29 protein-coding genes and 1 tRNA gene are annotated in these 24,596 nt (G+C 35.2%); 22 read left to right on the top strand and 8 right to left on the bottom strand.

What is annotated here, in order from left to right:
- Window position 1: 1 nt before the first annotated feature.
- Window positions 2-1,141, bottom strand: a complete 1,140-nt coding sequence (locus TL18_RS05570; RefSeq protein ID WP_067042614.1) for an aldo/keto reductase — start codon at window positions 1,139-1,141, stop codon at window positions 2-4.
- 434 nt (window positions 1,142-1,575) lie between these two features.
- Between TL18_RS05570 and TL18_RS05565 the strand changes: the two genes are divergently transcribed.
- The 11 genes from TL18_RS05565 (at window position 1,576) to TL18_RS05515 (ending at window position 9,065) form a co-directional block, all read left to right on the top strand.
- On the top strand, window positions 1,576-2,652 hold the full coding sequence (locus TL18_RS05565; protein WP_067042610.1) for an NAD(P)-dependent alcohol dehydrogenase: 1,077 nt from the start codon (window positions 1,576-1,578) through the stop codon (window positions 2,650-2,652).
- A gap of 63 nt (window positions 2,653-2,715) precedes the next feature.
- A complete protein-coding gene (npdG, locus tag TL18_RS05560; protein ID WP_067042606.1) occupies window positions 2,716-3,390 on the top strand; it encodes an NADPH-dependent F420 reductase in 675 nt (224 codons plus the stop codon).
- Between the two features lie 159 nt (window positions 3,391-3,549).
- Window positions 3,550-3,846: a putative quinol monooxygenase gene (locus tag TL18_RS05555; RefSeq protein ID WP_067042603.1), complete on the top strand. Its 297-nt coding sequence runs from the start codon at window positions 3,550-3,552 to the stop codon at window positions 3,844-3,846.
- A 140-nt stretch (window positions 3,847-3,986) separates the two neighbouring features.
- Window positions 3,987-4,364 carry a hydrogenase maturation nickel metallochaperone HypA gene (hypA, locus tag TL18_RS05550; protein WP_067042601.1) on the top strand — a complete coding sequence of 126 codons (378 nt, stop codon included), beginning with the start codon at window positions 3,987-3,989 and terminating at the stop codon, window positions 4,362-4,364.
- A gap of 18 nt (window positions 4,365-4,382) precedes the next feature.
- Window positions 4,383-5,036, top strand: coding sequence for a hydrogenase nickel incorporation protein HypB (gene hypB / locus TL18_RS05545; RefSeq protein WP_067042598.1), 654 nt, complete (start codon window positions 4,383-4,385; stop codon window positions 5,034-5,036).
- Between the two features lie 24 nt (window positions 5,037-5,060).
- Complete coding sequence (locus TL18_RS05540) at window positions 5,061-6,092, top strand: DUF354 domain-containing protein (RefSeq protein ID WP_369814519.1); 1,032 nt, start codon at window positions 5,061-5,063, stop codon at window positions 6,090-6,092.
- Between the two features lie 54 nt (window positions 6,093-6,146).
- A tRNA-Ala gene (locus tag TL18_RS05535) sits at window positions 6,147-6,219 on the top strand.
- A gap of 38 nt (window positions 6,220-6,257) precedes the next feature.
- On the top strand, window positions 6,258-7,340 hold the full coding sequence (locus tag TL18_RS05530) for a hypothetical protein (protein ID WP_067042596.1): 1,083 nt from the start codon (window positions 6,258-6,260) through the stop codon (window positions 7,338-7,340).
- Window positions 7,341-7,350: 10 nt separating this feature from the next.
- On the top strand, window positions 7,351-7,809 hold the full coding sequence (locus TL18_RS05525) for a DUF1890 domain-containing protein (RefSeq protein WP_067042593.1): 459 nt from the start codon (window positions 7,351-7,353) through the stop codon (window positions 7,807-7,809).
- Window positions 7,810-8,124 carry a DUF1894 domain-containing protein gene (locus tag TL18_RS05520; protein ID WP_067042590.1) on the top strand — a complete coding sequence of 105 codons (315 nt, stop codon included), beginning with the start codon at window positions 7,810-7,812 and terminating at the stop codon, window positions 8,122-8,124.
- Entirely contained in the window at window positions 8,121-9,065 is a 945-nt protein-coding gene (locus TL18_RS05515) for a methionine synthase (protein WP_067042587.1), read from the top strand. The genes TL18_RS05520 and TL18_RS05515 overlap by 4 nt, the downstream gene beginning before the upstream one ends.
- A 4-nt stretch (window positions 9,066-9,069) precedes the next feature.
- Here TL18_RS05515 and TL18_RS05510 read toward each other — a convergent pair whose 3' ends face one another.
- Both TL18_RS05510 and cobM read right to left on the bottom strand, forming a co-directional pair.
- The gene (locus TL18_RS05510) at window positions 9,070-10,650 is read right to left on the bottom strand and encodes a hypothetical protein (RefSeq protein ID WP_067042583.1); all 1,581 of its coding nucleotides are present in this window, start codon (window positions 10,648-10,650) and stop codon (window positions 9,070-9,072) included.
- Between the two features lie 83 nt (window positions 10,651-10,733).
- Entirely contained in the window at window positions 10,734-11,486 is a 753-nt protein-coding gene (gene cobM / locus TL18_RS05505) for a precorrin-4 C(11)-methyltransferase (RefSeq protein ID WP_067042580.1), read from the bottom strand.
- 98 nt (window positions 11,487-11,584) lie between these two features.
- Here cobM and TL18_RS10735 point away from each other — a divergent pair, with 98 nt between their 5' ends.
- From TL18_RS10735 to TL18_RS11110, 4 genes are read left to right on the top strand one after another with little or no spacing between them, the layout of a single operon-like run.
- Window positions 11,585-11,980, top strand: a complete 396-nt coding sequence (locus tag TL18_RS10735; protein ID WP_082706404.1) for a hypothetical protein — start codon at window positions 11,585-11,587, stop codon at window positions 11,978-11,980.
- Window positions 11,977-12,474, top strand: a complete 498-nt coding sequence (locus TL18_RS05500; RefSeq protein ID WP_067042577.1) for a class III signal peptide-containing protein — start codon at window positions 11,977-11,979, stop codon at window positions 12,472-12,474. The genes TL18_RS10735 and TL18_RS05500 overlap by 4 nt, the downstream gene beginning before the upstream one ends.
- 15 nt (window positions 12,475-12,489) lie before the next feature.
- A complete protein-coding gene (locus TL18_RS05495; RefSeq protein ID WP_067042573.1) occupies window positions 12,490-12,867 on the top strand; it encodes a carboxymuconolactone decarboxylase family protein in 378 nt (125 codons plus the stop codon).
- Window positions 12,868-13,236: a hypothetical protein gene (locus tag TL18_RS11110; protein WP_067042570.1), complete on the top strand. Its 369-nt coding sequence runs from the start codon at window positions 12,868-12,870 to the stop codon at window positions 13,234-13,236.
- On the opposite strand, the gene TL18_RS05485 is transcribed toward TL18_RS11110, so the two are convergent.
- The 4 genes from TL18_RS05485 to TL18_RS05470 form a co-directional block, all read right to left on the bottom strand.
- A complete protein-coding gene (locus TL18_RS05485; protein ID WP_067042565.1) occupies window positions 13,233-13,994 on the bottom strand; it encodes a TatD family hydrolase in 762 nt (253 codons plus the stop codon). The two genes, TL18_RS11110 and TL18_RS05485, sit on opposite strands and share 4 nt — an antisense overlap.
- Before the next feature lies 1 nt (window position 13,995).
- On the bottom strand, window positions 13,996-14,760 hold the full coding sequence (uppS, locus tag TL18_RS05480) for a polyprenyl diphosphate synthase (protein ID WP_067042561.1): 765 nt from the start codon (window positions 14,758-14,760) through the stop codon (window positions 13,996-13,998).
- A gap of 17 nt (window positions 14,761-14,777) precedes the next feature.
- Window positions 14,778-15,494: a methanogenesis marker protein Mmp4/MtxX gene (gene mtxX, locus TL18_RS05475; RefSeq protein ID WP_067042557.1), complete on the bottom strand. Its 717-nt coding sequence runs from the start codon at window positions 15,492-15,494 to the stop codon at window positions 14,778-14,780.
- 109 nt (window positions 15,495-15,603) lie between these two features.
- Window positions 15,604-16,983: a 2,3-diphosphoglycerate synthetase gene (locus TL18_RS05470; protein WP_067042553.1), complete on the bottom strand. Its 1,380-nt coding sequence runs from the start codon at window positions 16,981-16,983 to the stop codon at window positions 15,604-15,606.
- 55 nt (window positions 16,984-17,038) lie between these two features.
- On the opposite strand from TL18_RS05470, the gene TL18_RS05465 reads away from it, so the two are divergent.
- From TL18_RS05465 to hdrA, 7 genes are all read left to right on the top strand, one after another.
- Complete coding sequence (locus tag TL18_RS05465) at window positions 17,039-17,752, top strand: UPF0280 family protein (RefSeq protein WP_067042550.1); 714 nt, start codon at window positions 17,039-17,041, stop codon at window positions 17,750-17,752.
- A 224-nt stretch (window positions 17,753-17,976) separates the two neighbouring features.
- Window positions 17,977-18,264 (top strand): UPF0058 family protein, encoded by a 288-nt coding sequence (locus tag TL18_RS05460; protein WP_067042547.1) that lies wholly within the window; start codon window positions 17,977-17,979, stop codon window positions 18,262-18,264.
- A 147-nt stretch (window positions 18,265-18,411) separates the two neighbouring features.
- On the top strand, window positions 18,412-19,182 hold the full coding sequence (comA, locus tag TL18_RS05455; RefSeq protein WP_067042544.1) for a phosphosulfolactate synthase: 771 nt from the start codon (window positions 18,412-18,414) through the stop codon (window positions 19,180-19,182).
- 32 nt (window positions 19,183-19,214) lie between these two features.
- Window positions 19,215-20,468, top strand: a complete 1,254-nt coding sequence (locus TL18_RS05450) for a methanogenesis marker 16 metalloprotein (RefSeq protein WP_067042540.1) — start codon at window positions 19,215-19,217, stop codon at window positions 20,466-20,468.
- An 8-nt stretch (window positions 20,469-20,476) separates the two neighbouring features.
- Window positions 20,477-21,082 (top strand): ferredoxin:CoB-CoM heterodisulfide reductase subunit HdrC, encoded by a 606-nt coding sequence (gene hdrC / locus TL18_RS05445; RefSeq protein WP_067042538.1) that lies wholly within the window; start codon window positions 20,477-20,479, stop codon window positions 21,080-21,082.
- Window positions 21,063-22,007: a ferredoxin:CoB-CoM heterodisulfide reductase subunit HdrB gene (gene hdrB, locus TL18_RS05440; protein ID WP_067042535.1), complete on the top strand. Its 945-nt coding sequence runs from the start codon at window positions 21,063-21,065 to the stop codon at window positions 22,005-22,007. The genes hdrC and hdrB overlap by 20 nt, the downstream gene beginning before the upstream one ends.
- Window positions 22,004-24,313: a ferredoxin:CoB-CoM heterodisulfide reductase subunit HdrA gene (gene hdrA / locus TL18_RS05435; protein WP_067042532.1), complete on the top strand. Its 2,310-nt coding sequence runs from the start codon at window positions 22,004-22,006 to the stop codon at window positions 24,311-24,313. Before hdrB ends, hdrA begins: the two co-directional genes overlap by 4 nt.
- Window positions 24,314-24,335: 22 nt before the next feature.
- Here the strand turns inward: hdrA and TL18_RS05430 are convergent, their stop codons facing one another.
- A complete protein-coding gene (locus TL18_RS05430; protein ID WP_067042529.1) occupies window positions 24,336-24,596 on the bottom strand; it encodes a winged helix-turn-helix domain-containing protein in 261 nt (86 codons plus the stop codon).

Genomic DNA, 24,596 nt, shown 5'->3' with positions numbered 1-24,596 from the left:
ATCATCCATATGGACTGAAACCCTCTTCGAAATGTTTGCAAACTTTTTTTAATTCTTTAGAAATATCAATTTGCTGAGTGCAAAAGTCAATGCAGGTTCTACAATCATCACAGGCACTGGCAGGTACCTTTTCATCAGCTAACTTATCGAAATATAATTTGTAGATGTTGGATTCGGGCTGGTTTTTGCTAGTATTGTATAGATGGAAGTATTCTTGAATTGGAATCATTTCAGGACAAACATCAATGCAGTATCCGCATTCGCTGCATGGAACGGCGAGTGTTGATTTGAGTTTTTTTGCCATTTTTTCAAGAAATTCTTGTTCTTCATTGCTTAAAACTTCAAAATTTTCGTATGTGTTGCAGTTATCCATTAAATCATCCATTTTGTTCATGCCGCTTAGAACAATTTTGACATGATCAAGTGATGCGCAGAATCTAATTGCAAGGCTGGCTATCGTTTTATCGGGATTAAACTCCTCAAAATCATTTCTTATTTCATCAGAAGGATTTACAATAACCCCTCCTTTTAGAGGTTCCATAACATAAACATCCAGTCCATGTTCAACGCACAGGTCATAGCATTTATGGGCTTCAATTGATGGGTCTTCCCAATCAAGATAGTTGAGCTCAAGCAAGGCCACATCAAGGATTTCACCATATTCGTCAAGGACTTCCTTTAATAAATCTGATTTTTCATGGAAACTGATTCCAATTTCTTTTGCAACACCTTTTTCTTTCATTTTTTTAATGTATTCAAAGGTATTGGCATTCATTGCATTTTTAAGCCATGGAACATTAATATTGTGAATTAAAAATACGTCAAAATAATCGATTCCAAGCCTTTCAAGCATTTCATTTACAAATTTGTCGTTGTCCTCTTCGCAGGTTAGTGCCCAGGTTGGCATTTTATCACAAATTTTAAATGATTCACGAGGATATCTCTCAACGACAGCCTTCCTGATTGCCACTTCACTCATTCCATTGTGATAAGCGTATGAGGTATCAAAGAAGTTAAAGCCTTTTTCCATGTAGATATCGACCATTTGGTCAAATAAGTCCTGGTCGATTGATGTTGGGTCATTTTCATCGGTTTTCGGAAGCCTCATGCAACCAAAACCGAATTTTGATTTGTAAGTCATAATGCTATCTCCAATATAATTTTTAATTTGTAAAATATTTAAGTATTGTTAATTGCAAAATTAATGAATTAACAACTTTTAATATTTTTTGTAGGTTTTTATTCATTTTCATATTCTTTTTGACCATATTCATTAAAAAAATTTTCTTTGTTTAGTTTTTTGATATTTTTTTTTTGATATCATTCTATTCGTTATGAAGTCATTGTTATATCGATTAATAAATGTAATATATATTGGACATTATTTAATTGATTTTGTAAATTTGTTAAATATTATGGAAATTGTTTTAAACATTACTAATTATTTTTTAACAAATAGAAAAATTTATAAATATTATTCAATTAAAATAGGATTAAGTCAGTATTTATTATTAACATCATTTTTATTAATAATGTTAATTTTGAATAGTGGCTTAATTTTAGAGGTGACAAAAAATGGCAACTTTTAAAGGATTTGCAATGAAGAAAATAGGAGAAACCGGCTGGGTCGAAAAAGAAGTTCCTGAATGTGGACCAATGGATGCAATTATTAAACCTACTTGTGTATCCCCATGTACTTCCGATATTCACACAGTATGGGAAGGCGCAATCGGTGAAAGAACTGATATGATTTTAGGACACGAAGCAGTTGGTGAAGTTGTTGAAGTAGGTAGTTTAGTTACCAAATTTAAACCTGGGGACCGTGTAATCGTTCCAGCTATTACTCCTGACTGGGATGATGAAGCAGCACAAAGAGGATTCCCTTCACAAACAACCGAACCTCTTGGTGGTTGGAAATTCTCCAACTTCAAAGATGGTGTATTCGGTGAAAGATTCCACGTAAACATGGCAGATGCAAACCTAACATTCATACCAGACGGATTATCCGATGAAGGTGCAGTAATGTTAACCGACATGTGGTCAACCGGTATGATGGGATCAGAAAACGCTGACATTCCATTAGGTGGATCAGTACTTGTTATCGGTATTGGTGCAGTAGGTCTTTCAGCTATTGCTGGTGCAAAATGTTTAGGTGCAGGTAGATTATTCGCAGCAGGTACCCGTCCAGTTTCCGTCGAAGTAGCTAAAAAATACGGTGCAACCGACATCATTAACTACAGAGAAGGACCAATCGACGAACAAGTAAGAGAACTTACCGACGGCGCAGGTGTTGACTCCGTAGTTATCGCAGGTGGTAACTTAGAAAACACATGGGCTGAAGCAATCAAATCTGCAAAAGCAGGAGGAACCGTATCCAACGTAAACTACTTAAGTGGTGCTGACAACGTATTAATCCCACGTGTAGAATGGGGTTGCGGTATGTCTAACATCAACATTAAAAACGGATTATGTCCTGGTGGAGCAGTAAGGATGGAAAGACTTGCTGACTTAGCATTAGCAGGTAGACAAGACCCTGAATTATTAGTTACCCACAAATTCAAAGGCCTTGAAAAAATCGAAGATGCTCTTTACTTAATGAAAGAAAAACCTAAAGACTTAATCAAACCTGTAGTAATGTTAGATCTCGACTAAACATGTTTTATGTAATGATTAAATTCATTACATATTATTTTCTTTTTTTTTAAGGTGATATTAATGAAGGTTAGTGTTATCGGCGGAACAGGTCCACAAGGACTTGGAATCGCAGAAAGATTGGCTATTGCTGGTGTTGAAGTAATTGTTGGTTCCAGAAAAGAAGAAAAAGCATTGGATGTTGTTGCAAAAGCTAAAGAAGAATTAGCAGACTATGATTTAAATATGGTTGGAATGGCAAACGAAGATGCTGCAAAAGCAGGAGATGTATTAATCCTCACAGTACCTTTAGCCGCTCAAAAACCTACTGTTGAAGGAATCAAAGAATTCTGTACAGACAAAATAGTCATGGATGCAACAGTACCATTAGAAACCGCAATTGGCGGAAAACCATTCAGATTCGTTGACCTAATGGAAGGATCAGCTGCTGAAAGAACCGCTAAGATTCTTGAAGGTACTGGTGCAAAAGTAATCTGCGCATTCTGTAACATTTCAAACTCACACCTCTCAAACATCCCGGAAGAAATCGACTGTGACTGTTTGATTGCAGGTGATGACAAGGAAGCAAAAGAAATCGCAGCAGAAATAATTGACAAGATTCCTGGAATTAAGACAATCGACTGTGGAATACTTGAAAAAGCAAGAATAATCGAGAAAATCACTCCATTATTAATTGGATTAAACATTAAATACAAATCCCATTATGGTGGTTTAAGAATTACTGGAATTAAATTTTAAGAATGTTTTCGTGTGAAAGTAGATAGAATAGATAATTATTTATTGCACTCTCAACCTTTGTAATCTTTCAAATTCACAAATAATGTCTATTTTATCTATCTTTCATTTTTAATAAATTTTAATAAGAGTAAGATATAAATTATTAAACAGGTGGAAAATATGATAATTGTTTTAGCAAAAGCTATTCCAAATGATGAATCTGCAAAAGAAAAGGTCATTGATTTTGCACAAGATTTAATCACTAAATCTAAATTAGAAGATGGGAATGTAGATTATAATTTATTTGCAAACACTGGTGACGGTTCATTGATGTTTGTAGAACAATGGGAATCCAAGGAAATTTTAGGAAAACATTTACAAACTGAACATTTCCTTAATTTCGGTAAAAACATTGATGGATTACTTGCTGCAGATCTTGAAATAAACGTTTTTGATGCAGACGCTACTGATTTATAATTTGATTGGTTAATTTTTTAACCAATATCTTTTTTTTAATTTCAATATTATTACTTCAATATTACTCAAATATTAAATACTTTTATAAATTAACAAAACAATATTTATAATATTAATATTTATAGTAAAGGAGTAGTAAAATGCACGAATTATCTATGGCTCAGGGTATTATTAATGCAGTACTAGATACTGCTGAAGCAAATAATGCAACTGAGGTTAATGAAGTAACTGTTGAAGTCGGTAGGTTAGCCATGATTAATCCCGAACAATTACAGTTCATATTAGGAGTATTGATTGAAAATACTATAATGGAAGATGCAGAAATTAATTTTGAAGAAATTCCTGCTGAAATCAAATGCTATGATTGTGACTTTAACGGTGAAGCTATTCTTGATGATAAAGACCATTACGCACCGATGGTTAAATGTCCAAAGTGCGATAGTCTCAATGTAGAAACCTTAAACGGTAAAGACATTGTTGTTAAAAATATTGTTATAGAAAAACCTGATGATGCTTAAATTATAGGAGATGAAAAAATGCACCAAATAGCAGATGTAGAAGTAGCAAAAAACATTATGGACGCTAATAAAAAATTAGCTCACAAAAATTTACATAAATTAGAAGATAATGGGATATTCTGTGTTGATTTTGTCGGAGCAATCGGTTCTGGTAAAACAACTCTTGTAGAAGAAATTATTGATAATACTGATTATAAAATAGGCGTTTTAGCCGGGGATGTAATATCCAAATTTGATGCAGGACGTATTGAAAAGCATAATGTTCCTGTCGTCGGTTTGAATACAGGTAAAGAGTGCCACTTGGATGCACATTTAGTAGGTCATGGACTTGCAGATTTACCATTGGATGACTTGGACATGGTTATCATTGAAAACGTCGGTAACTTAATCTGTCCTGTTGACTTTGAACTCGGTTCACATTTAAGAATTGTTGTTGTAAGTGTTACTGAAGGTGATGATACTGTAGAAAAACACCCAATCATTTTCCAAACTTCCGATGTGGTTGTAATCAACAAGGTGGACCTTGCAGATGCAGTAGGTGCAGATGCTGATAAAATGGTCTGTGATGCTCAAAAATTAAATCCAAATGTGAAAGTTATTAAATCAAGCTTAAAAGAAGGAATAGGCTTAGATGAAATCATTGCAGCTATTGAAGAAGCTATGAACAGTTAATTTTAATTTAATGTGGTGGTTCTTATGAAAGTATGGATAGATATTTCAAATGCACCTCATGTTAGGTTCTTTAAGGATGTAATTAAATACTTGGAGGCTGAAGGTGAGGATGTAATTGTTACAGCAAGGCAATTTGGTGATATCCATAAATTAATGGAAATGTATGATATAGACTTCATATCTGTCGGAAAACATGGTGTAAGTCTTTATGATAAGTTGAAGGAAAGCACTTCAAGAGTTTATAATCTTGTCGATGTTATACATGATGAAAAGGTGGATGTTGCCCTTAGCAAGCATTCTATAGAGCTTCCTAGAATCTCATTCGGTTTAGGAATTCCTAGTTTGTACGTTTTAGACAACGAACATGCCCTTGCGGCCAACAAGTTAACATTGCCTTTATGTGACAGAATAATTACTCCAAAAATCATTGACATGTGGAAACTAATGAAATTCGGTGCAGACCCAAACACTATCATTTCTTATGACGGAACCTCCGAATTAATGCATTTTAAAAGTTTCAAATACAATGATAATGTATTTGATGATTTAAATCTTAATTTAAAACATCGTAAAACAATTCTAATGAGGCCTGAACCTTCACTTGCATCATATCTTGATGCGGATTGCAGAAAATCAGTCTTATCTCCTATTGTTGATGAGTTGAAGAATGTGGCGAATATCTTGATTTTGCCAAGATTTAAAGAACAATCCGAAATTTTTGAAGGAATAGATAACGTTTCAATCTTAAAACCTCCGGTCGATACTTCAAGCTTAATCAAAAAATGCGATTTGGTCATTGGAGCCGGTGGAACAATGAATAGGGAAGCCGCAATATTGCAAACCCCTGTAATTTCATGTTATCCTGGTGAAACTTTATCTGTTGATCAGTACTATATCAACAAGGGTTTGATGTTCAGGTCAATTGATACTGATGAGGTTATCAATAAGGCATTGGATTTTATTGTTAATCCTCATGAGAAAATCGATGTTGAAACTGATGACTTGTTCCAGGTAATTATTGATAATTTATATGATTTGGCAAAAAATGGTAAATAGTTATTTATATTAAAATAATCTAATATTTTATTGATAATTAAATTAATTTTTTATGGGCTGGTAGCTCAGATGGTAGATCGTCGCCTTGGCATGGCGGAGGCCCCGGGTTCAAATCCCGGTCAGTCCATTTATATTTAAAAATAAAAAGAGAATTGTGATTAAATTATGTTATTAATTGCTCAAAACCATTTTCAATTAATTGTAGAAGTTGCAGCAATGCTTTTTGTTACATTAGTATTTTGTCTTAACTTAATACCTTTGTCACTTAGTGTAGTAACCTTTTTATCATTATTCATAATGGGAGGTTTCACATTAGTTTTCGGAGCAGATATTGCGCTTCTTGTGATTTCTTCAAGTCAAGCAGAATTTACTCACCCGTTCGGTCCAATAGCATTATTGGGTGCTGTCACTGCATTAGCTTCACTGAAAGTGATGAAAGAGTCGGGCGTAGATATACGGCCTTTAAGAAGATTTGTAATATTGTTCCTTATTGGAATCACCGTTTTCGGTGGATTAATGCACAGGTCATTTTTAATATTATGGATATTAGGTTTATTCTTGGGTTACTTAATTATTTCAGAATCCTTCAGGGAAAAATCAGTATTCACATTAAAAAGGGTATTGTTATTTATTGGTGCTGCCGGAGCAGGATTTCTTCTTTTAGAAGCTGTAGCTCGTGTAACAGGCATGACAATCTTTTCACCACTCTTAAGGTTAGGTAGGATTGAGCAATACTCCTTATCAAGTATTAAAATGGTATTGAATAACCTGCAATTAATTGGACATAATGCAAGAGCATCCTATTGGGGTGCGGAAGGAACGGCATTTGCTGAAGGTTATATTACGTTGCCGATGCAATTGGTTTTATTCTTTGGATTGCCATTCCCAATGTTCTTTGGTGTGCTAGTTAACCAAAAGGATACAATTGACTATATGCTTCCAGGTATTTTCGGTTATGGTTTCGACTTTGGAATTTTAGGGCTTGTCGCTTTGATTGCATTCGTACTGGGAACTATAATCATAGGTTTTAAAATATTGACAATGTACAGAGAGAAAAGAGAGAAAAATAATAAGAAGTATCTTGGAAGAGAAGTATTGTTAACTGGTGCCTTAGCAGCATTCTGTGCACAAGCTTTAATAGGATTATTCGTATTTAACAGATCCATCAACGGTATGGCATTATTGACATTCCTGTTTATCGGTACATTGATTTTAGCTAATGTTGTTACATTGAAATCACGTTCATAGAGGTAGTAATATGAAAGCTTTAATATTGCTTGGATGTCCTGAAACTCCAGCTCAGACTCCAATGGCTGTTTATGTGTATAATAAATTAAATAAAATGGGTTATGATACTGCAATCGCTGCAAATCCTGCAGCTTCTAAATTAGTAAAGATATCTGATCCTGAAGGTTTTTATAATCTTAATTTAATGGATTTGGAAAGAACTTTAGGAGATATCAATGAAGGAGATTATGATTTATTGGTTGGTTTTGTCCATAAGGATGCGGCAGCATCATTTTTCGTAACCTTTGAACAGATTCTTCAAACCAAATCTCTTGCACTTGTTTTCTCAAGAGATGCGGATGAAGTGGCTGAATTTGTAAGCATGATTGAAGAAAGCGGAAGCAATGCCAAAATTGTTTCTGTAAGAGCTTTCCATAATCCTTCTCCAATTAAAGTTAAATTTGATAAAGCTATAAAGGAGTTTGAATAAATGTCATTCTGTTTAGATACATATCTTCAACAATCCGATAACTATGAAATTCATGCGGCAAGAGCAGGTTTTAAAGACTGTGCAATGATTATCAGGTATAAAGCTGAGGATATAGTTTACATCAAGCCTGGTGATGAAGTTTTGGGCGTTAGAGTTATTGGTATCCCACCAATTCCAATTGGATTTGACCATGAAAAAGGAACTGTTTTTCTACCTTATACTAAACCTTGCCATGGTACTTCTGTAGTTGAACTTCCAATTGATGAAGAAGAAGTTGAAAAAATAAGGAAGCTAGATACCGGTAATAAAAAATGAAATCAACTGTTGTAGGTAGTTTTCCGGCTGAGGAAAGCTCACCATCTAATTTTAAGGATAAGCTGTTAAAGGCTTTTGGTTCATATGATCCGTTCAAAGATGCAATTAAGGCTAGTGTCATTGCTCAACTTGATGCAGGAGTGGATATAATCTCAGATGGTCAAGTTAGAGGTGACATGGTTTCTATTTTTACAAAATACATTCCTGGAATGAAGATTGAGGATGGAAATACATTCATTGTCGGAAAAATCAGAAATCCAACCCAGGAAATTTCCATTAAAGACTTGCAGTATGCCAAAAAGGTGATGAGGGAGTATTATGGAGGTCAAATTCCGGAAGGCTGCGGAGTGAAAGGAATCATTACAGGCCCTAATACAATTGTTCATTCATCCAGAATTCAGGCTTTTTATAAAAACAAGGAAGATGCAATCATTGATTTGGCACATTCATTGAAATTTGAAGTTGATGCAATAGCCAAAAAAGTAGAACCCGTCTATATACAGGTTGATGAACCTTTCTTGTCTACAGGGATGGTTGATATGAAAACTGCCCGTGAAGCTATCGGCATTCTTAAAGATGGACTTGAAGTTCCTTTGGCGATGCATGTATGTGGTCTTTTGAATGATGCATTTAAGGATTTGACCACATTTGATATTGACATTTTAGATATGGAGTTTGCGGGAAACAACGTTAATCTCGGTGTTCTTGAGCAGAATGCTTCATTGCTTAAAAATAAGAAAGTAGGTTTTGGCTGTGTTGATTCATCCGTCAATGAAGTCGATAATGTTGAAGATGTTGAAAACTTAGTCAAAAAAGCTATTGATATTGTTGGCAAGGATAATTTACTTTTGGATCCTGATTGCGGATTGAGAAGAGCTCCGAAAGATGTTGCATTTGAAAAGTTAAGATTGATGAATGAAATTAGGGACAAATATAATTAAAAAATTATTTTTTAAGGTATTTTCTTAGTATTGAACCTATTTTTCTAAGAGGTTTTGTAATCTTCCATGAATTTGATGAAAGCAATGTGTTTACTTGGGCTTTTAATCGCTGGTTTTCCTGATACAGGACAGTAGCAGACTCATTATCATAATAAGACAATACACTCTTATCACTTGATAATGTAACACTTTCTGGTGCTCCTGGAACAGTACTCATAGAGTAGATGATAAAGTTGTCGAATCGCATGCTACTTCCATCGTTTAATCTGAATCCGATACGGAGGTTGCCTGTGAATGTTCCTGTCCAGGTTAAATCTGATTTGTAGACATTATCAACATAGTAGTTGATGCGGTCGGTTAGGACTTCGACTTTTACATGATAGGATTTCTTGTTCTGTGATACTATCTGGAATTTCTTGTTGACTGTTGTTGTTCCGTTTGTTACATGTATGAATGCGTTTCCGTATGGGTTTTCGACGTCGAATTCGAAGCTGAATGGTGGTGTGTATTGTAGGCATTGTGTTAGATTGGTTGCGGTTCCGGTTTTGTCTGCGAGGTAGAATCCAGCGGAACTTACATTACAACTCATTGTTCCTTCATTGTCGATTATGATACGGTTGTAGTGGTTGTAGAATTTGCCGTCTTGGAATAAGCAGTCTTTTATTAGGTGTTTTGTGTTGCAGTTTTGGTTTACTTGGGCTTTTAATCGCTGGTTTTCCTGATACATTTCTGAGTCTTCAAGCTCATCGTAATAGGCCATCATATTTTTAGATGTTATTCCATTTGCCAGCATCCTACTTTCAGGACTGCCCAACGGTTTATGGGCGTCAATGTAATTAAACACGATTTTTATATGGTTGCTTTTATTTTCGATTTTTGGAAGTTCATTGGTTTTTTTTATGAAGTCCAGATATTGGGTGTTGATGTCCCTATTGCTGCAGTTGAATATGATTGTTGCTTTTGGGATGTAATTTTCTTTTTTCATCAGTTCGATAACATCAAACCTATGTTTGAATCTATCCCAAATTTCCTCATCGCTTAGTCCTGGAAAACAGTATGGCTTAACTCTTTCATAGCTAACATGATTCTGGAATTCCAACTGGGGGATGTCTGCAAGTGCGGTAGAATCCCTAACCAGTGTTGCCAGTTGAAGTGAAGTGAAACCGCCCATTGAACTTCCATAGAAAATTAGATTTTCCTGTTTCAAATCCAAGCGGGATATAAGTTTAACGACGATTATTCCTATGTTTTCTAAAAAGTATTCATCGGTTGTTCCAACGCCCCATGAACCTTTTGATTTTAAGTTCAAGTAGCGTGTAGGGTCATTGTACCAAATTGAGGATGCATCGAATTTCCAACCGTGCCTGTGGAAAAATGGTCTTCTGGTATCATGCTTTGAATGATTACCCATGGCTCCTGCACCTAAACAGATGACTTTGTCGGTGTTGCTCTTAAAATGGACTAGAAATTCGTATTTTGTTCCTCTTAAGTTCACGCATAATCCAAAGCGATAATCGATTGGAAAGTCAAAAGTGGACAATTCCTCAAAATCTATGTTTATAATTTGGTCGACTAGTTCGTACATGTTGCTTCCTTAATTAATTCTTTTTTTTAAATATTTTTTATTCAAAATCTATTTTTTCCTAGTTTTAGGATTTAAGTTAAAACTTACCTATATTCATGTTTAAAGTTTTTGTCATATAGCTTAGATGCATTAAAATCTCCAGGGTCTAACACATCTCCCACTACAATCATTGCAGTCTTTGTTATATTGGCATCTTTAACTTTTTGTGCAATATCTGCGAGGGTTCCTCTAATTATTTCTTGGTCTGGCCAAGTTGCCTTTTTAACTACTGCCACGGGAGTAGTTTTTTCATAACCTTCAAGCAATTCATCAACTACCTTATCAATCATACCGATACCCAAAAAGATGCACATTGTCGCATGATGCTTTGAAAAACTGGCTATGCTTTCACCATCAGGCTTAGGTGTTCTTCCCTCAGGACGGGTAATGATGACGCTTTGTGAAATTTCAGGTAAAGTTAATTCAGCTTCCAAAACGCTGGCTGTACCGAATAGTGAACTTACGCCGGGAATAATCTCATATTCAATGTCATGTTTTTTAAGTTCGCGAATCTGTTCGCCGATGGCACCATATATTGAAGGGTCTCCGGTGTGCACACGAGCAACAAGTTTACCTTCGTTTACGGCTTCAGTAATGATTGCATCAGTTTCTTCCAAATTTAAATATGCGCTATTGTGAATAACGCAATCCTCTTTTGCAGGACATAAAACATTTTTATTTACAAGTGAACCTGCATAAATGATTACATCAGCCTTTTCAATTACGTTTCTTCCTTTTACTGTTATTAAATCAGGATCTCCAGGACCTGCACCAATGAATATAACTTTTCCTTTCATAATATATTTTTTAGTTTCAAGTATTATTTAATAATTATGTATCAAAATTGAGCTTAAATTTAAGTAAACTTTATTAATATTAAAAATAATTAAAAATTATGGACGAAAAAGGATTTATTTCAGTTGAATATTTATTTTCATTATTTATTATTTTAATAATAACCTGTGGGTTATTATTTTATGCATCATCGACTATTTCTTCAAGTTTGAATATTGAAAATAGTGTGTCTCATAGGCTCATTTTGGATAATGTTGCATCCGTAATCAATCAGGTAAATTCGAATGGGATTGGCTATTCAAAATACATTAAGTTGCCCTCCGATAGAGGATACTTTGAAATGACGGTCGATAAGTCTAAATTGACGATAGAATATGACGGCAAAAAGGGTGAGACAATGCTTCCGCTAATAAATATTGATTCGAAATACAAAATGGTTAGCGGAAGGGGATATTACATTTCAAAAACGGAAGACGGAAAAATAGTGATAACATGATGGATAACAAAGGACAAATATCGGCAGAGCTTTTATTCCTTTTCGGGACATTGATTGTCGTTGCAATGATTTCTATTGTATTTATTGCAGGTGAAAACGAATTAAACATCGCAATGAGCGCTGCACGCAATGGCGCTATCGAGGGGCTTGCAACCTCTTCAAGCGCAATCTATCCAGCGGATGCCTATAGGCTGTATTCCAATTCTAAAATAAACATATTGAATCCCTATTCTGTTGAAATTGTTAATATTTCCTATTCGGAGCTTGGCATGGATGCCAATTATGGTAAAAAGAGAATACAATTCAAGGTCTATGCTAAAACCTCAGAAAGATTTGATAATGAGGAATTGATTTCGATAGGTGATAGGATAAACTACAATTTAAGAAAATCCATTGCGGTCAGTTTCAACACGACCCAGGCAACCAATAAATTGTATAACCCGGTTTTTTCACCCCATTATGTTTACACGACAGCTAATGTTAAATGGGTTTAAGGATATAATATAATTATGAACAGGTATGAAAAAGGAAAAGAAGTATTGGAATCAATTCAGGAAAGACCTTTAGAGGAAATTTTTGAAGTAATTGATGATATTGCTCCGGACATGTCCAGATTTGTTGTTGAATTCCCTTATTATGAAATATACACAAGAAAAGAGGTCGATTTAAAGACCAGGGAATTGTGCACTGTTGCAGCATTAACAGTTCTTGGAACAATCCCTCAGCTTAAAGACCATATAAACGCGGCACTTAATGTAGGAAACTCCACTACAGAGATAGTTGAAATAATTATGCAGATGAGTGCATATGCAGGTTTTCCAAAAGCCATTAACGGCATTGTGGCTGCAAAGGAAGTGTTTGCAGAAAGGGATTTGCTGAGTGATTAGATGTATAGCGAAGAAGAAAAAAAGCAACTGATGCAGGATTTAGTTGAAATGGAAACTTTCAAAGCCGATGTGGGGGATGAGGGAAAAATCCTACAGGAAGACTTGAAGGAATATTTCATCAATGGAAATGGTGATAAGGAAGATCTGATTTTAAGATTGGAACTTTATTTTTATGCATTCAAATTGTTTTGCAGAAAACAAGCTAAAATTAGCAATAATCAGTTTACAATATTCTTGAATGATTCAATTCTTAAATGGAACCTGATAAAATTGGTTATGGATGATTTAACTGATTTTGAATTTGAAATTGAAGCAGTAAATGAAAATAATGATGTGCTGATTAATTTGAATTTCACGCTTCATTACTAAATTTTAAAAACATGGCGGGCATTTTTGGTGGTAACTTCATCAACTGTGCCGACATCAATATTTTTTATTTCAGCTATTTTATAAACTGCATTAACAACATTTGCAGGTTCGTTTCTTTCTTCTTTTGTCATTGCAAGAAACGGGCTGTCAGTTTCAGTTAGGATATAGTCCAAATCGATTTTTTCAATTAAATCTTGATGCTGTTTGGAATAGCATAGCATTGTAGAAAAGCTCATATAGGCGTTTCCCATATTCATTATTCTTTTTGCGGTTTTTAGGCTGCCTCCATAGCAATGGAAAATAAAATAAGGAATGTCCTCGTATTCGGGTACAATATTGACGGCCTTTTTTTCACAGTCCCTTACATGCATCACGATTGGAACTTTGTATTCATTTGCAAGTTCTAAAAAGTCGGTAAATATTTCTTGTTGTCTTTCACGCAATGCCTTATCAGTAACGTAATAGTAATCCATTCCAACTTCGCCGATTGCCACAATATCATCAAGGTATTTATCTATATTGTCATGAGCAATTTTTATATCCTCTTCAGTTGCATTCTGTGAGCTTACAGGGTGAAAACCAAAAGTAGGATAAATAAAATCTTTGTAGTCTTTTGAAAGTTGCAATACGTCCATGTTGCTGTCATTGCTGTAACCTGAAGCAATCACATAATCTAGCTTTTCCTGCGCCCTTTTGATAACATCCTCCCGGTCATCATCAAATTCCTTAAAATCAATATGGCAATGAGTATCTATCATATTAAGCCCCAAATCTTCTGTCTCTTGCCTGGTATGAACGGATAGCTCTTATAAAATCAACTTTTCTTAGTTCAGGCCATAATGTCTCACAAAAATATAATTCTGAATATGATGATTGCCAAAGTAAAAATCCGCTTAAGCGCTCTTCGCCGCTGGTTCTGATAATTAAATTAGGGTCGTCAAGCCCGGCGGTATATAGATTTTCGCTTACAAGCTCTTCGGTTACATCATCAACTGTAATCTTTCCGGCTTGCACATCTTCAATAATTTTTTTGAAGGAGTCTATAATTTCCAGACGTCCGTCATATCCAATAGCTAAATTTAAAAATCTCTTATTGTAATGCGCTGTTGCTTCTTCAGCTTCTCTGATAGCTTCTTTAACCTTGTCCGGAAGCAATTCGGTTCTACCAACCACTTTTACTTTTACTTCGTTTTTGTGTATTCTTTCGTTGTTCACTAGTTTTTTGAAGTTTATGAAGAATAATTCCATCAATCCATCAACTTCGTGCTTTGATCTGTTGAAATTTTCTGTTGAGAAAGCATAGGCAGTAATGATTTCTATTCCAAGTTCAATGCTCCAATCGAGAACCTTTTCTAAGGTGTCTACACCAACTTCATGTCCTTTTAAAACGTCAACATTTCCTTGGAGCTTTGAATATCTTCTATTTCCATCCATAATTATAGCTACATGTTTGGGCATCTTTTCCGGAACCAAATCTCTTGAGATGTACCATTCATATATTCTATAAAGTATATTTTCTGCCATTTTCATCACTTAAATAATTAGAAATTATCTAAACTATTAGCTAAAATTAAACTGCGAACATATCCATCGATACTTTGATCTCTACTAGTATCAATATAAATCTTGTTCATTCCAAAGGTTATTGCACCGTAACTTGGCCAGGAGTTAAGTAAAACTAATGTTCTGAATATTATGTTTCCAACTCTTCCGTTTGGAGCAACAATTATGTTACATTTTGCGTTTATTGCTTTTTCAACTAGGATATAATAATTTTTAACTTCTTCAGAGGTTTCGTTTTCGATTAGTTTGGTTAATTTTTTACTTTCCGTAATTGATTTTGATACTTCTCTGCCTCTTCCGAAATCATCTTCCCTTCCTTCTGCAAGAACTGCTATTTTTGGGGTTTTTCCAAGTCTTTTATAAAAGCCAATACACTCTTTGACGATTCTGAGTTTGTCTTCGACGGTTTCTCCTTCATCAATTCCAACTGGTGTTAATAAGAACTCATATTCGTCTCCGTTAACATAAGTTGCCCTTGTAATATCAGGATATTTTTCGTTTAGTTTTTTCATGATGTTAGATGCAGGAAGTGACCCTCGAACCACTCCATGTATTTTATCATCTAAAACAGCCTTAACTAAGTCTTCATCACTATATATTAGTTTTAAATTTGTTTTTGGGTGTTTTTCTTTAAAAATATGACATGCTTGTATTATATTGTCATTTTCTCCAACACCGATAGCTATTGTCTTCATTAGTTAGTAATATGTATTTTCCTATATAAATTAATTATTGTATTTTTAAAAATTTTACAATATAAAATTAAAAAAAAGAATTATTAAAATAAGATAGGGGTTTCTTATTTTAATTTTTGCCATTGAAGCTTTCAATTGCTGAGTCAACAATTTTCAGCACGGAATCAGCCAAATCAGGATAGGAATCATTTATTGGAACTGGAATGTTGTCGCAATAAACAACTTCTAGGCCTGCAGCGATTGCATCTTTAGTTGCAACATCAACGGCAGCTGCCTTAAGTTCACTAAGCATAACATCTGCTTTGTCCATATATTTAGCCATGTCTTCACGTAAAAGGGGCCTATTGGATAAATGTGCTGTAGTTCCAATTATTTTGCAGTCGTAATTGCTTTCAAGATAATCAACCAACTTGTCTTTGATTGCCTCAGGAGCTGTTGTTGCAAACAGTACATTTTTGCCGGATATGTCATCTAAAGGTTTTGGTCTAAATACTGTTGATATGACGGTTGCTTCGGGATTGATTTCATTTACAAACTCTTCAATTGTTCTGATTTTTTCATCTGAACACATTGGCTCTTCACACATTGTTAAGATTACCAAGTCTCCAAGCCCTACTCTGTATGGTCCAAAATATGTGGTCAAGTTTTCAATTGGCTGATTTGCTCCAATCAATACAATCTTCTTGTCGGTTTTTATTGGAGGTATTGCTGCTCCGCTTCCTTCAAATATTGCGAATTTGGATTCGACTTCATTAGCAAGGCGAGCTCCTTTTTTCATATTTGTTAAAAACACTTCACCTGCCATTCCTCCGCCACAGCGTCTGCAGCCTATGGTCAATATTCTGCTCATCAAAGCGTCTTCCCAATGGTCACTGGCTGCGTGAACACCTTTTTCAGATTGTTCAAGCAAGAATTCTGCTGATATTTCCAGTTCTTCACCGTGAACTATTTCAGGTTCTTCCGGACCGCCTCTGCCCATGGCTATTACGCATGGTTCATATCCATTTTTATCAATTAATCTTGATACAAAACCGGAAACTGCAGTTTTTCCAATACGTTTGCCGGTTCCTAAAATTGTAATTGAAGGCTTTTCCATAATGTCATATTGGGATGTTGGTTCAAATTTGAAATCCGGCCCCTCATAACTTATTCCTTCACCTAAAACACGGCAGGCTATCTTGAACCTTTTAGGATAGTCAAGTATCGGTTCGTCACTTAAATCCATAACAGTATCTATATCATATTTTCTAATCATTTCTACAATGATATCATAGGGGATATCTTTATCTTTTGCAAATTGCACAGGAACTCCAAGTTTTTCAGAATAGGATTCTTCTGATTCATCTCTAAGTTTCTCTGTTCCTCCAATAAAAACAGCACCTTCGACATCAATGTGTTCTAAATTGTTTAGTGTATCTATTGCTTCTTGAGTGACGGGTAGATAATGTTCACCATCAACTAAACAGAGCATTTTATTTAGAGCTTTCATGATAATTAATATGTTTTAATAATATTTATAAGATAAACAAATTTAATAATTAAACATGAATCATTCTGAAATAAATTTAGAGGAAACACATATTAGATTAACAACTGATTTAGTTAGTCACGAATTAAAAAAATATATTCAATCAATCAGGTATGATTTAAAGGAGTATATTTCTAGAAACAGTGATTTCCTGTTATCCTTGGAACCAATTGAAACTGAGGGGGATTTGCCGTTGATTTGTGAAACAATGGTTAAGGCTTCAAATATTGCTGATGTTGGTCCAATGGCATGTGTTGCAGGTTCAATTTCAGAATTGTCTTTGAATTATTTGATAAATCTTGATTCCAAATATTCAATTGTTGAAAACGGTGGGGATATTGCCCTAATCAATGATGAAAAGGTTTTATGCGGAATCTATTCAAATAATGAGATTCTTAAAAATAAAATAGCATTCGAAGTAAAGGCAAGGAAAAAACCGTTGGGGATTTGCACATCTTCAGGCAGGATTGGCCATTCAATCAGTTTTGGGGATGCTGAAAGCGTAAGCGTAATTTCCAAATCGGCCGCAACGGCTGATGGTCTTGCAACTAAAATCGCTAATGAAGTTAAAGGTTCTGATAGTGAAGACATGCTTCAAAATGCATTGGAATTCAGTGAAAACTATAAGGAATTTTTCGAAGGTGTTCTAATCATTTCTGGAGATCATGTCGCAACTATGGGCAAATTGCCTAGAATAGTTGAAACGGATGAATTCAATGTTGATTTGTAATTCCTGTGTTTTGAAATAATCATCATAATTTCACAAGTAAACAATTATTTGGGCTTTTTTTAAATGCAGGTTATAATAATTTTAAAGAAAACTTGTCTTTTAAATCATTGTGTTTTATTTCGAATGCAATATTTAAATATGATTAGTTATAATATTAAGAGTATAGAAAAATCGAGTTAATTTTTTAACTAAATGAAATTAGTTAATGTTTGGGTTAGATATTTATGTATAAAGACGAAATGATACAATTACATCAATTTTTAGTATATGTTTTAAAGTATTTAGCTGAAGATGACCAAATTACAAATGATTGCAGTGAATATATTACCCTTAAAATAAGCCCTCATCATATTCATAAAACCAAAGCTGAGCACAAACATGCGATTTTTGTTTTATGTAAAATCATTTCACAAGTGATTGCTGATAAAGAAGACAATTCTATTCCAGAAAATGTTCGCAATTCACTTTCCGATTTAGTTACAAGATCTGAAAATGAAATGAAAGCGGATTAATTCGCTTTTTTTTAACTTTTTTTATTGGTTTTTTTATAACTATAGTTATGTTTTTTGATAGTTCTACAAAAGCAAAATGTTAAAAATAGGTTTATACAATTATATTAATAATTATACTTTCTAAATTAATCTAAAATGAGTGATAACTTGAAATCATTTGAATTTTTATCAATAGACAGACAAGAAAAACCGAGAACTTCCGGTTTAACAATGGTTTTGGACAAAGGATTAGGCCTTGAAACTGCAGACAGCCTGATGAAAATTTCAGGAGATTATGTCGATTATCTGAAATTTGGATGGGGAACATCAATAGTCCATGAGCAGGATATAATCAAGGCAAAAGTCGAAATGTACAAATCCCATAAAATCACCCCATATACCGGAGGAACCTTATTTGAACTGGCCTACATGAAAGGAAAACTTGAGGAATTCTTCCAGGAAGCTCATGAATTGGGTTTTCCGGCCATTGAAATATCAGATGGTTCAACAAATATTCCCACAGAAAACAAATTGAACTGCATCGAAAAGGCAAAAGATGATGGTTTTGAAGTATTGTCTGAAGTTGGTAAAAAAAATCCTCAATTGGATAAGGAATTAAGCTTGGATGAAAGAATAGAACAAATGGAAAACGAATTAAATGCAGGCTCCTCCCTAATAATTGTAGAAGCCCGTGAAGGCGGAAAGAACATTGGAATCTTTGACAAATCAGGAAATCCGAAAGAGGATGAAATAGATTATATTCTAGAAAAAATAGATAATAAGAAAATTTTATGGGAAGCGCCAAATAAGGACCAGCAAGTCTTTTTCATATTGAAATTAGGAAATACTGTTAATTTGGGAAATATTTCAAGTGACGATATCACTTCTCTTGAAACATTAAGGAGAGGCTTAAGGGGAGATACTCTCGGTAAAATCTAATCAAAAAGTTAGCTATTGAAAGAAGGTATAAAATGACTAATAATAAAAGCATTGGCCAGATCAATAAAAGAATTGAAGACGGCGAAGCCAATATTTATACGGCAGAGGAATTTAAAAAGCTCATTAAAAAAGGAGATGCACCAAGTTTTGATGAGGTTGATGTGGTTACAACAGGAACTTGCGGTGTGATGAGCGGCACTGCAGCTATTTTAAACTTCATTATTTCCCAACCTGGAGAATTCATAAGGGCAAATGAGGTTTACTTAAATGGAGTTCCGGCTTACGCAGGACCTTGTCCTAACGAATGGCTGGGTTCAGTGGATGTGATTCTTCACGGAACAGCCCACTCTATTCATGATGAAAACTATGGTGGAGGATTCTTGCTAAAAGACATACTTGAAGGCAAAAAAATAGATGTCAGGGTAGAAAGTGCAGATGGAAAGACCATTGAAAATACAATAACAATTGATGATATTACAAGAGCGCAAATTGTTGGAGCGCGTATGGCGTTTAAAAACTATACTGCCTTTACAAACCCGAACAAGGAAGCTGTTTCATCAATCTTTGCAGCAATTCCATTGGAAGGAAACTTGAGGGGATTGACATTTTCAGGATGCGGAGATTTGAATCCGTTGCAGAATGATATTCCTCAAAATGTAATTAAAGAAGGAACTAAAGTTCTGTTAAACGGAACACAGGGATACGTTTTAGGCAATGGAACAAGGTCAAGTGCTGAAAAACCGAATTTAATGTTATCTGCTGATTTAACTAAAATGGACCCGTATTATTTAGGCGGTTTCAAAACAGGCCAGGGCGGAGAAGTTTATGATACGGTAGCCATTCCGATACCTGTATTGAATGAAGAAATTTATAATAATTTGCTTGTAACCGATGACAAGGTTGATATTCCGGTTTCAGATATCAAAGGACGTCACTTGCCTTTAGATGAAACCAATTATGCTGAATTATGGGCAGATAATGATTTAAGGCCTCAATATGATAGGACAAAATGTTCAAAATGCGATTCATGTATTGTTGAAGAAATCTGTCCAACAAATGCATTTAAAAATGAAAGATTGAACCTTACTTACTGTTTTGGCTGCGGAATGTGTGCCAACTACTGCCGCCATGATGCATTCGACATGAAAACCGGCAGTGTTGATTTGAATATTAACGATAATGATGTTACAATTCCAATCATCTGCAGACAGTCAGATAGATTAAGAGCAAACAAATTATCTCTAAAATTAAAGAAAATGATTCAAAATCAAGAGTTCAAATTATAGGTGATTATATGCAAAAGATTACCGATTCACCAATTGATTTTGCAGAAGACATAATTGAAGATGTTAAAAACTCAAAAGAGGATGGGGTTTTAAAATGTGTGCAATGTGGAATGTGCACATCAACATGTCCTGCAGCACGCCACAGTGACTATAATCCACGTGAGATAATCGAAAGAGTATTGGACGGAGACATGTCAATTTTGGAAGATGATTGTATCTGGAACTGTTTTTACTGCTATACCTGCCATAGCGTATGTCCTGTAGGAAACAGCGTATGCGAAGTAAATCAGATTCTAAAACAGTTTGCAATAAAAAATGAAATAGGTTATGACAAGCTCTATGAATACATGGGATTTGCAGATTCCTACTTTACGGCAGCTATTGGTGCAATTCCCGAGATATTCTTCTCAGATATTGACCGTGATGTTCCGGGCTGGTGGGATTTCAGACAAAATTTAGATGAAATCAGAAAGGAATTGGAATTGGACCCTCCGTTAATGCCATCAAAGGAAGTTATTGATGAAGTAAGCAAAATATTAACGATTACGGGTTTTAAAGATAAAATAGAAAAGATAAGAGATACTCAGGAGGCAGATTATGAAGAACATTCCTGATAAAGATATTCTTTTATTTAGAAGCTGTCTTGTAAGCGTTGAATATCCCGGTGTGGAAGCATCAACAAAATTTGTCTTTGATAAATTAGGAATAGACTACGCGATTTCAGAAAAGCAGACCTGCTGCACTGGTTTGGGCCATTATTCCGATGTCTTTGACCAAATCGATACTACAGCTATTGGGGCACGCAATTTCAAAATCGCACGCGAAATAGGTCGCCCTAATCTTGTAATGATGTGCGCAACTTGTTACGCAATCAATAAGAAATCTGTAAAATTATTAAACAAGAAAGATGATTTGAGAAATCATATTAATAAATTATTTGACGATAACGGATTATCACACTTAAAATATGAAAAAGATGATTTAAAGCCTACCGAAAACATTTTTCATGTTGTAGATATCTTATATGGCAAAAAGGATGAAATTAAAAAGCATATAAAATATGATTTAAGTGATTACACCATAGCAACTCACCACGGATGCCATTATTGTAAAGTGCACTACGAAGACACTATCGGCGGTGTAAGGGATCCAAATATCATGGATGAGCTGATTGGGGAATGCGGATGCAAAACAATAGGATGGTATGATCACAAACGTGCAACATGCGGAACCGGTTTCAGGCAAAGGTATTCAAATCCAGAGCTGTCATTTACAGCAACAGCTGATAAGATGAACGCAATTGGAGATGAAGATGTTGATATTTTAGTACATTTATGTCCAAATTGCCATATCCAATTCGACAGGTATCAACATTTAATAGGTGAACGTGAAGGCAGAAAATTCAAGGCAATACACCTGAATATAGCACAATTTATAGCGTTGGCTATGGGTGGCGACTTGGATAAAGTAATCGGTCAGAAAGCACATACTGTACCGATAAGTTCGATTATCAAGGATTTAAAGGAGGTTGAAAAATGAGGGATGATTTAAAAGTTGGCGTGTTTTTATGTGAATGTGGAGGAAATATTGCAGATGTAATTGATTTGGATGAAGTAAGGGATTCTCTAGATGTTGAATTCATTGGACAATTTGAAAACTTATGTTCATTAAATGGACGTAAAATAATTCGTGATGCAATATTTGACTATGATTTGGACCGTGTTGTCGTAGCGGCATGTTCTCCGATAAGTCATGAAAAAACATTCCAGGACTATGTAAAGCCCCTTAATCCTTATCTGATGGACATGGCAAATATCAGGGAGCAATGCTCCTGGGTACATGATGACAAGCAGAAGGCAACCCACAAGGCCATTACATTGATCAACGCATCCATTGAAAAGGTAAAGCAGTCTGATGCAGTTGACCCTATATATTGCCAAACCCCGAAAGAGGTTGCTGTAATAGGCGGCGGAATCGCAGGAATGAATGCAGCATTATCCCTTGCAAAGCAGGGAACAAAAGTTACCATTATAGAACAGTCTCCTTCAATTGGAGGGCACATGGCAAAAATCGGAAAGGTTTTCTCACCTGTTAAAATCGCTGAAGAATGTGGGATGTGTCTTTTAAATCCGATACTTAATGAAATTGTTTGGAATGACAATATTGAAGTTATAACCAATGCAAAGGTAATTGAAGCCGAAAGGAGAGCGGGAACCTATAACTTAATTGTCGAAAAATCTCCAAGGTACGTTGATGTAGATAGGTGTATGGCTTGCGGCAAATGTGCTGAAGTCTGTGAAGTAGAAGTTCCTAATGATTGGAATGATAATCTGTCTATGAGAAAGGCCATCTACAGGCCATTCGGGCAGTCATATCCCGAAGCTTACGTAATTGACATGGATAATTGCGACAAATGCGGAAATTGTTTTAGGCAATGCAGCATGAAAGCCATTAGGCTTAAAGGAAAACCTGAAAAAATGCTCTTGCAGGTCGGTTCAATAATTGTGGCAACAGGACATAAGCTATTTGACATGGAAAAACGTCCAGAATACGGATATGACAGATATGATGATGTAATAACCCAATCTGAATTGGGGCGTATTACTGGAGTTAACGGGCCTACAAAGGGTAAACTTCTTAAAGCCAATGGTGAAGTTCCAAAAAGAGTTGTAATGATACAATGTGTCGGATCTCGTGATGAAAAGCCTGACGGCCATAGATACTGTTCCAAGATATGCTGTACTGTTGCACTTAAGAACGCCAATATCATAAAGCACAAATATCCTGATACTGATGTTTTAATCTGCTATACTGACATTAGAACCCCTGGAATGTTTGAAAAATATTATAAGCATACCCAAGAAAATGAAGTGAGGTTTTTAAGAGGCCGTCCCGGTGAAGTAGTCAAGAAAGGAGATAACTTCATTGTACGTACTGAAGACACATTAAAAGGTGAATTTGTTGAAATTGAAGCTGATATGGTTGTGCTTTCAACTGCTATGGAACCGTCAGAAGGTACTCGCGAAATTGCTAAAATACTGAATCTCGGCACAACCGAAGACGGTTTTATTAAGGAATCACATCCAAAGATAAAGCCGGTTGCAACTGATGTGCAGGGAATATTCGTATGCGGCACAGCCCATGACCCGAAAGACATCACTGATTCCATTATGCAGGCGATAGCCTCAGCATCAAAGGTCAGCGAATATAACTACGGCGGTGTTGAAATCGAGCCCTTCATTGCAGAAATCGATAAGGAAAAATGCATACTTTGCGGTGAATGTATCAGCAGATGCAAATATAAATCCATGAGCATACAGGATGATGAAGTTTATATTGACCCGATGAGCTGTACTGGATGTGGAAAATGCCTTATTGGATGCAATCAAAGGGCAATTACTGTCAATGGTAATATCGACGAGAAGATATTGTCTACAATTAAGGGTGTCCTTTCCAAAAAACAAGAGGGCGAACGCATGATTCTGGTATTCCTGGACAATATAGGATATACTGCCGCGGACAATATTGGGGTAAACAGGTTGTCCTATCCTGAATCAATCCATATCATCAAGGTCATTTCAGTAAATAGGGTCAGACCAAGACATATCAGATATGCTCTAGATAATGGTGCTGACGGTGTATTTATCGGTGAGTTCCCTGGAGATTTGATGTATGATGAAGTGGAACGCAAAATCCAAAGGGTTAAAGATAGAATTGAAGAATTGGGTGAAGATCCTGAAAGGGTTACATTTTCAAAAGTATATATTCCTTATTTCTCAGGCCTTGCTCGCAAATTCATAGAATTCGATAAAAAGATTTCTGAATTGGATGAGGCTGAATCGTAGCTAACTTTTGAACTTAGATTCATTATATTTTTTTAAGTATTTCCTTTCCTAAATCTGTGCATTTATATAACCTTCCTTTTCTCACTTCTTCATTAACACAGATTACTAGGTTTTTCTTTTTCAAATCGGAAAGGGCTGCTGAAACTTGGCTTGTGCTTATGTTGATTTCCTTTGCTATTTCAGATGGCATTTTCAATTCGTTGTTTATAGCTTTTAGGGTTTCCGTTCTGTAGGGAGATATTTTGATGTAGCCAAGAATTTCATACATTTCTTTTTCATCCAT

The organism is Methanobrevibacter sp. YE315, assembly GCF_001548675.1.
GTDB lineage: Archaea > Methanobacteriota > Methanobacteria > Methanobacteriales > Methanobacteriaceae > Methanocatella.
This window is presented reverse-complemented; position numbering and strand designations above follow the sequence as displayed.

Coding starts and splice junctions, on each gene's coding strand:
- TL18_RS05570 (WP_067042614.1), bottom strand. CDS start 1,141: ATGACTTACAAATCAAAATTCGGTTTTGGTTGCATGAGGCTTCCGAAA.
- TL18_RS05555 (WP_067042603.1), top strand. CDS start 3,550: ATGATAATTGTTTTAGCAAAAGCTATTCCAAATGATGAATCTGCAAAA.
- uppS (WP_067042561.1), bottom strand. CDS start 14,760: ATGGCAGAAAATATACTTTATAGAATATATGAATGGTACATCTCAAGA.
- TL18_RS05495 (WP_067042573.1), top strand. CDS start 12,490: ATGAACAGGTATGAAAAAGGAAAAGAAGTATTGGAATCAATTCAGGAA.
- TL18_RS05525 (WP_067042593.1), top strand. CDS start 7,351: ATGAAAGCTTTAATATTGCTTGGATGTCCTGAAACTCCAGCTCAGACT.
- TL18_RS05470 (WP_067042553.1), bottom strand. CDS start 16,983: ATGAAAGCTCTAAATAAAATGCTCTGTTTAGTTGATGGTGAACATTAT.
- TL18_RS05530 (WP_067042596.1), top strand. CDS start 6,258: ATGTTATTAATTGCTCAAAACCATTTTCAATTAATTGTAGAAGTTGCA.
- npdG (WP_067042606.1), top strand. CDS start 2,716: ATGAAGGTTAGTGTTATCGGCGGAACAGGTCCACAAGGACTTGGAATC.
- TL18_RS05540 (WP_369814519.1), top strand. CDS start 5,061: ATGAAAGTATGGATAGATATTTCAAATGCACCTCATGTTAGGTTCTTT.
- mtxX (WP_067042557.1), bottom strand. CDS start 15,494: ATGAAGACAATAGCTATCGGTGTTGGAGAAAATGACAATATAATACAA.
- hdrC (WP_067042538.1), top strand. CDS start 20,477: ATGCAAAAGATTACCGATTCACCAATTGATTTTGCAGAAGACATAATT.
- hdrA (WP_067042532.1), top strand. CDS start 22,004: ATGAGGGATGATTTAAAAGTTGGCGTGTTTTTATGTGAATGTGGAGGA.
- TL18_RS05510 (WP_067042583.1), bottom strand. CDS start 10,650: ATGTACGAACTAGTCGACCAAATTATAAACATAGATTTTGAGGAATTG.
- TL18_RS05450 (WP_067042540.1), top strand. CDS start 19,215: ATGACTAATAATAAAAGCATTGGCCAGATCAATAAAAGAATTGAAGAC.
- hypA (WP_067042601.1), top strand. CDS start 3,987: ATGCACGAATTATCTATGGCTCAGGGTATTATTAATGCAGTACTAGAT.
- TL18_RS05515 (WP_067042587.1), top strand. CDS start 8,121: ATGAAATCAACTGTTGTAGGTAGTTTTCCGGCTGAGGAAAGCTCACCA.
- cobM (WP_067042580.1), bottom strand. CDS start 11,486: ATGAAAGGAAAAGTTATATTCATTGGTGCAGGTCCTGGAGATCCTGAT.
- TL18_RS05460 (WP_067042547.1), top strand. CDS start 17,977: ATGTATAAAGACGAAATGATACAATTACATCAATTTTTAGTATATGTT.
- TL18_RS11110 (WP_067042570.1), top strand. CDS start 12,868: ATGTATAGCGAAGAAGAAAAAAAGCAACTGATGCAGGATTTAGTTGAA.
- TL18_RS05465 (WP_067042550.1), top strand. CDS start 17,039: ATGAATCATTCTGAAATAAATTTAGAGGAAACACATATTAGATTAACA.
- TL18_RS05430 (WP_067042529.1), bottom strand. CDS start 24,596: ATGGATGAAAAAGAAATGTATGAAATTCTTGGCTACATCAAAATATCT.
- TL18_RS05500 (WP_067042577.1), top strand. CDS start 11,977: ATGATGGATAACAAAGGACAAATATCGGCAGAGCTTTTATTCCTTTTC.
- TL18_RS05485 (WP_067042565.1), bottom strand. CDS start 13,994: ATGATAGATACTCATTGCCATATTGATTTTAAGGAATTTGATGATGAC.
- TL18_RS10735 (WP_082706404.1), top strand. CDS start 11,585: ATGGACGAAAAAGGATTTATTTCAGTTGAATATTTATTTTCATTATTT.
- hypB (WP_067042598.1), top strand. CDS start 4,383: ATGCACCAAATAGCAGATGTAGAAGTAGCAAAAAACATTATGGACGCT.
- TL18_RS05565 (WP_067042610.1), top strand. CDS start 1,576: ATGGCAACTTTTAAAGGATTTGCAATGAAGAAAATAGGAGAAACCGGC.
- TL18_RS05520 (WP_067042590.1), top strand. CDS start 7,810: ATGTCATTCTGTTTAGATACATATCTTCAACAATCCGATAACTATGAA.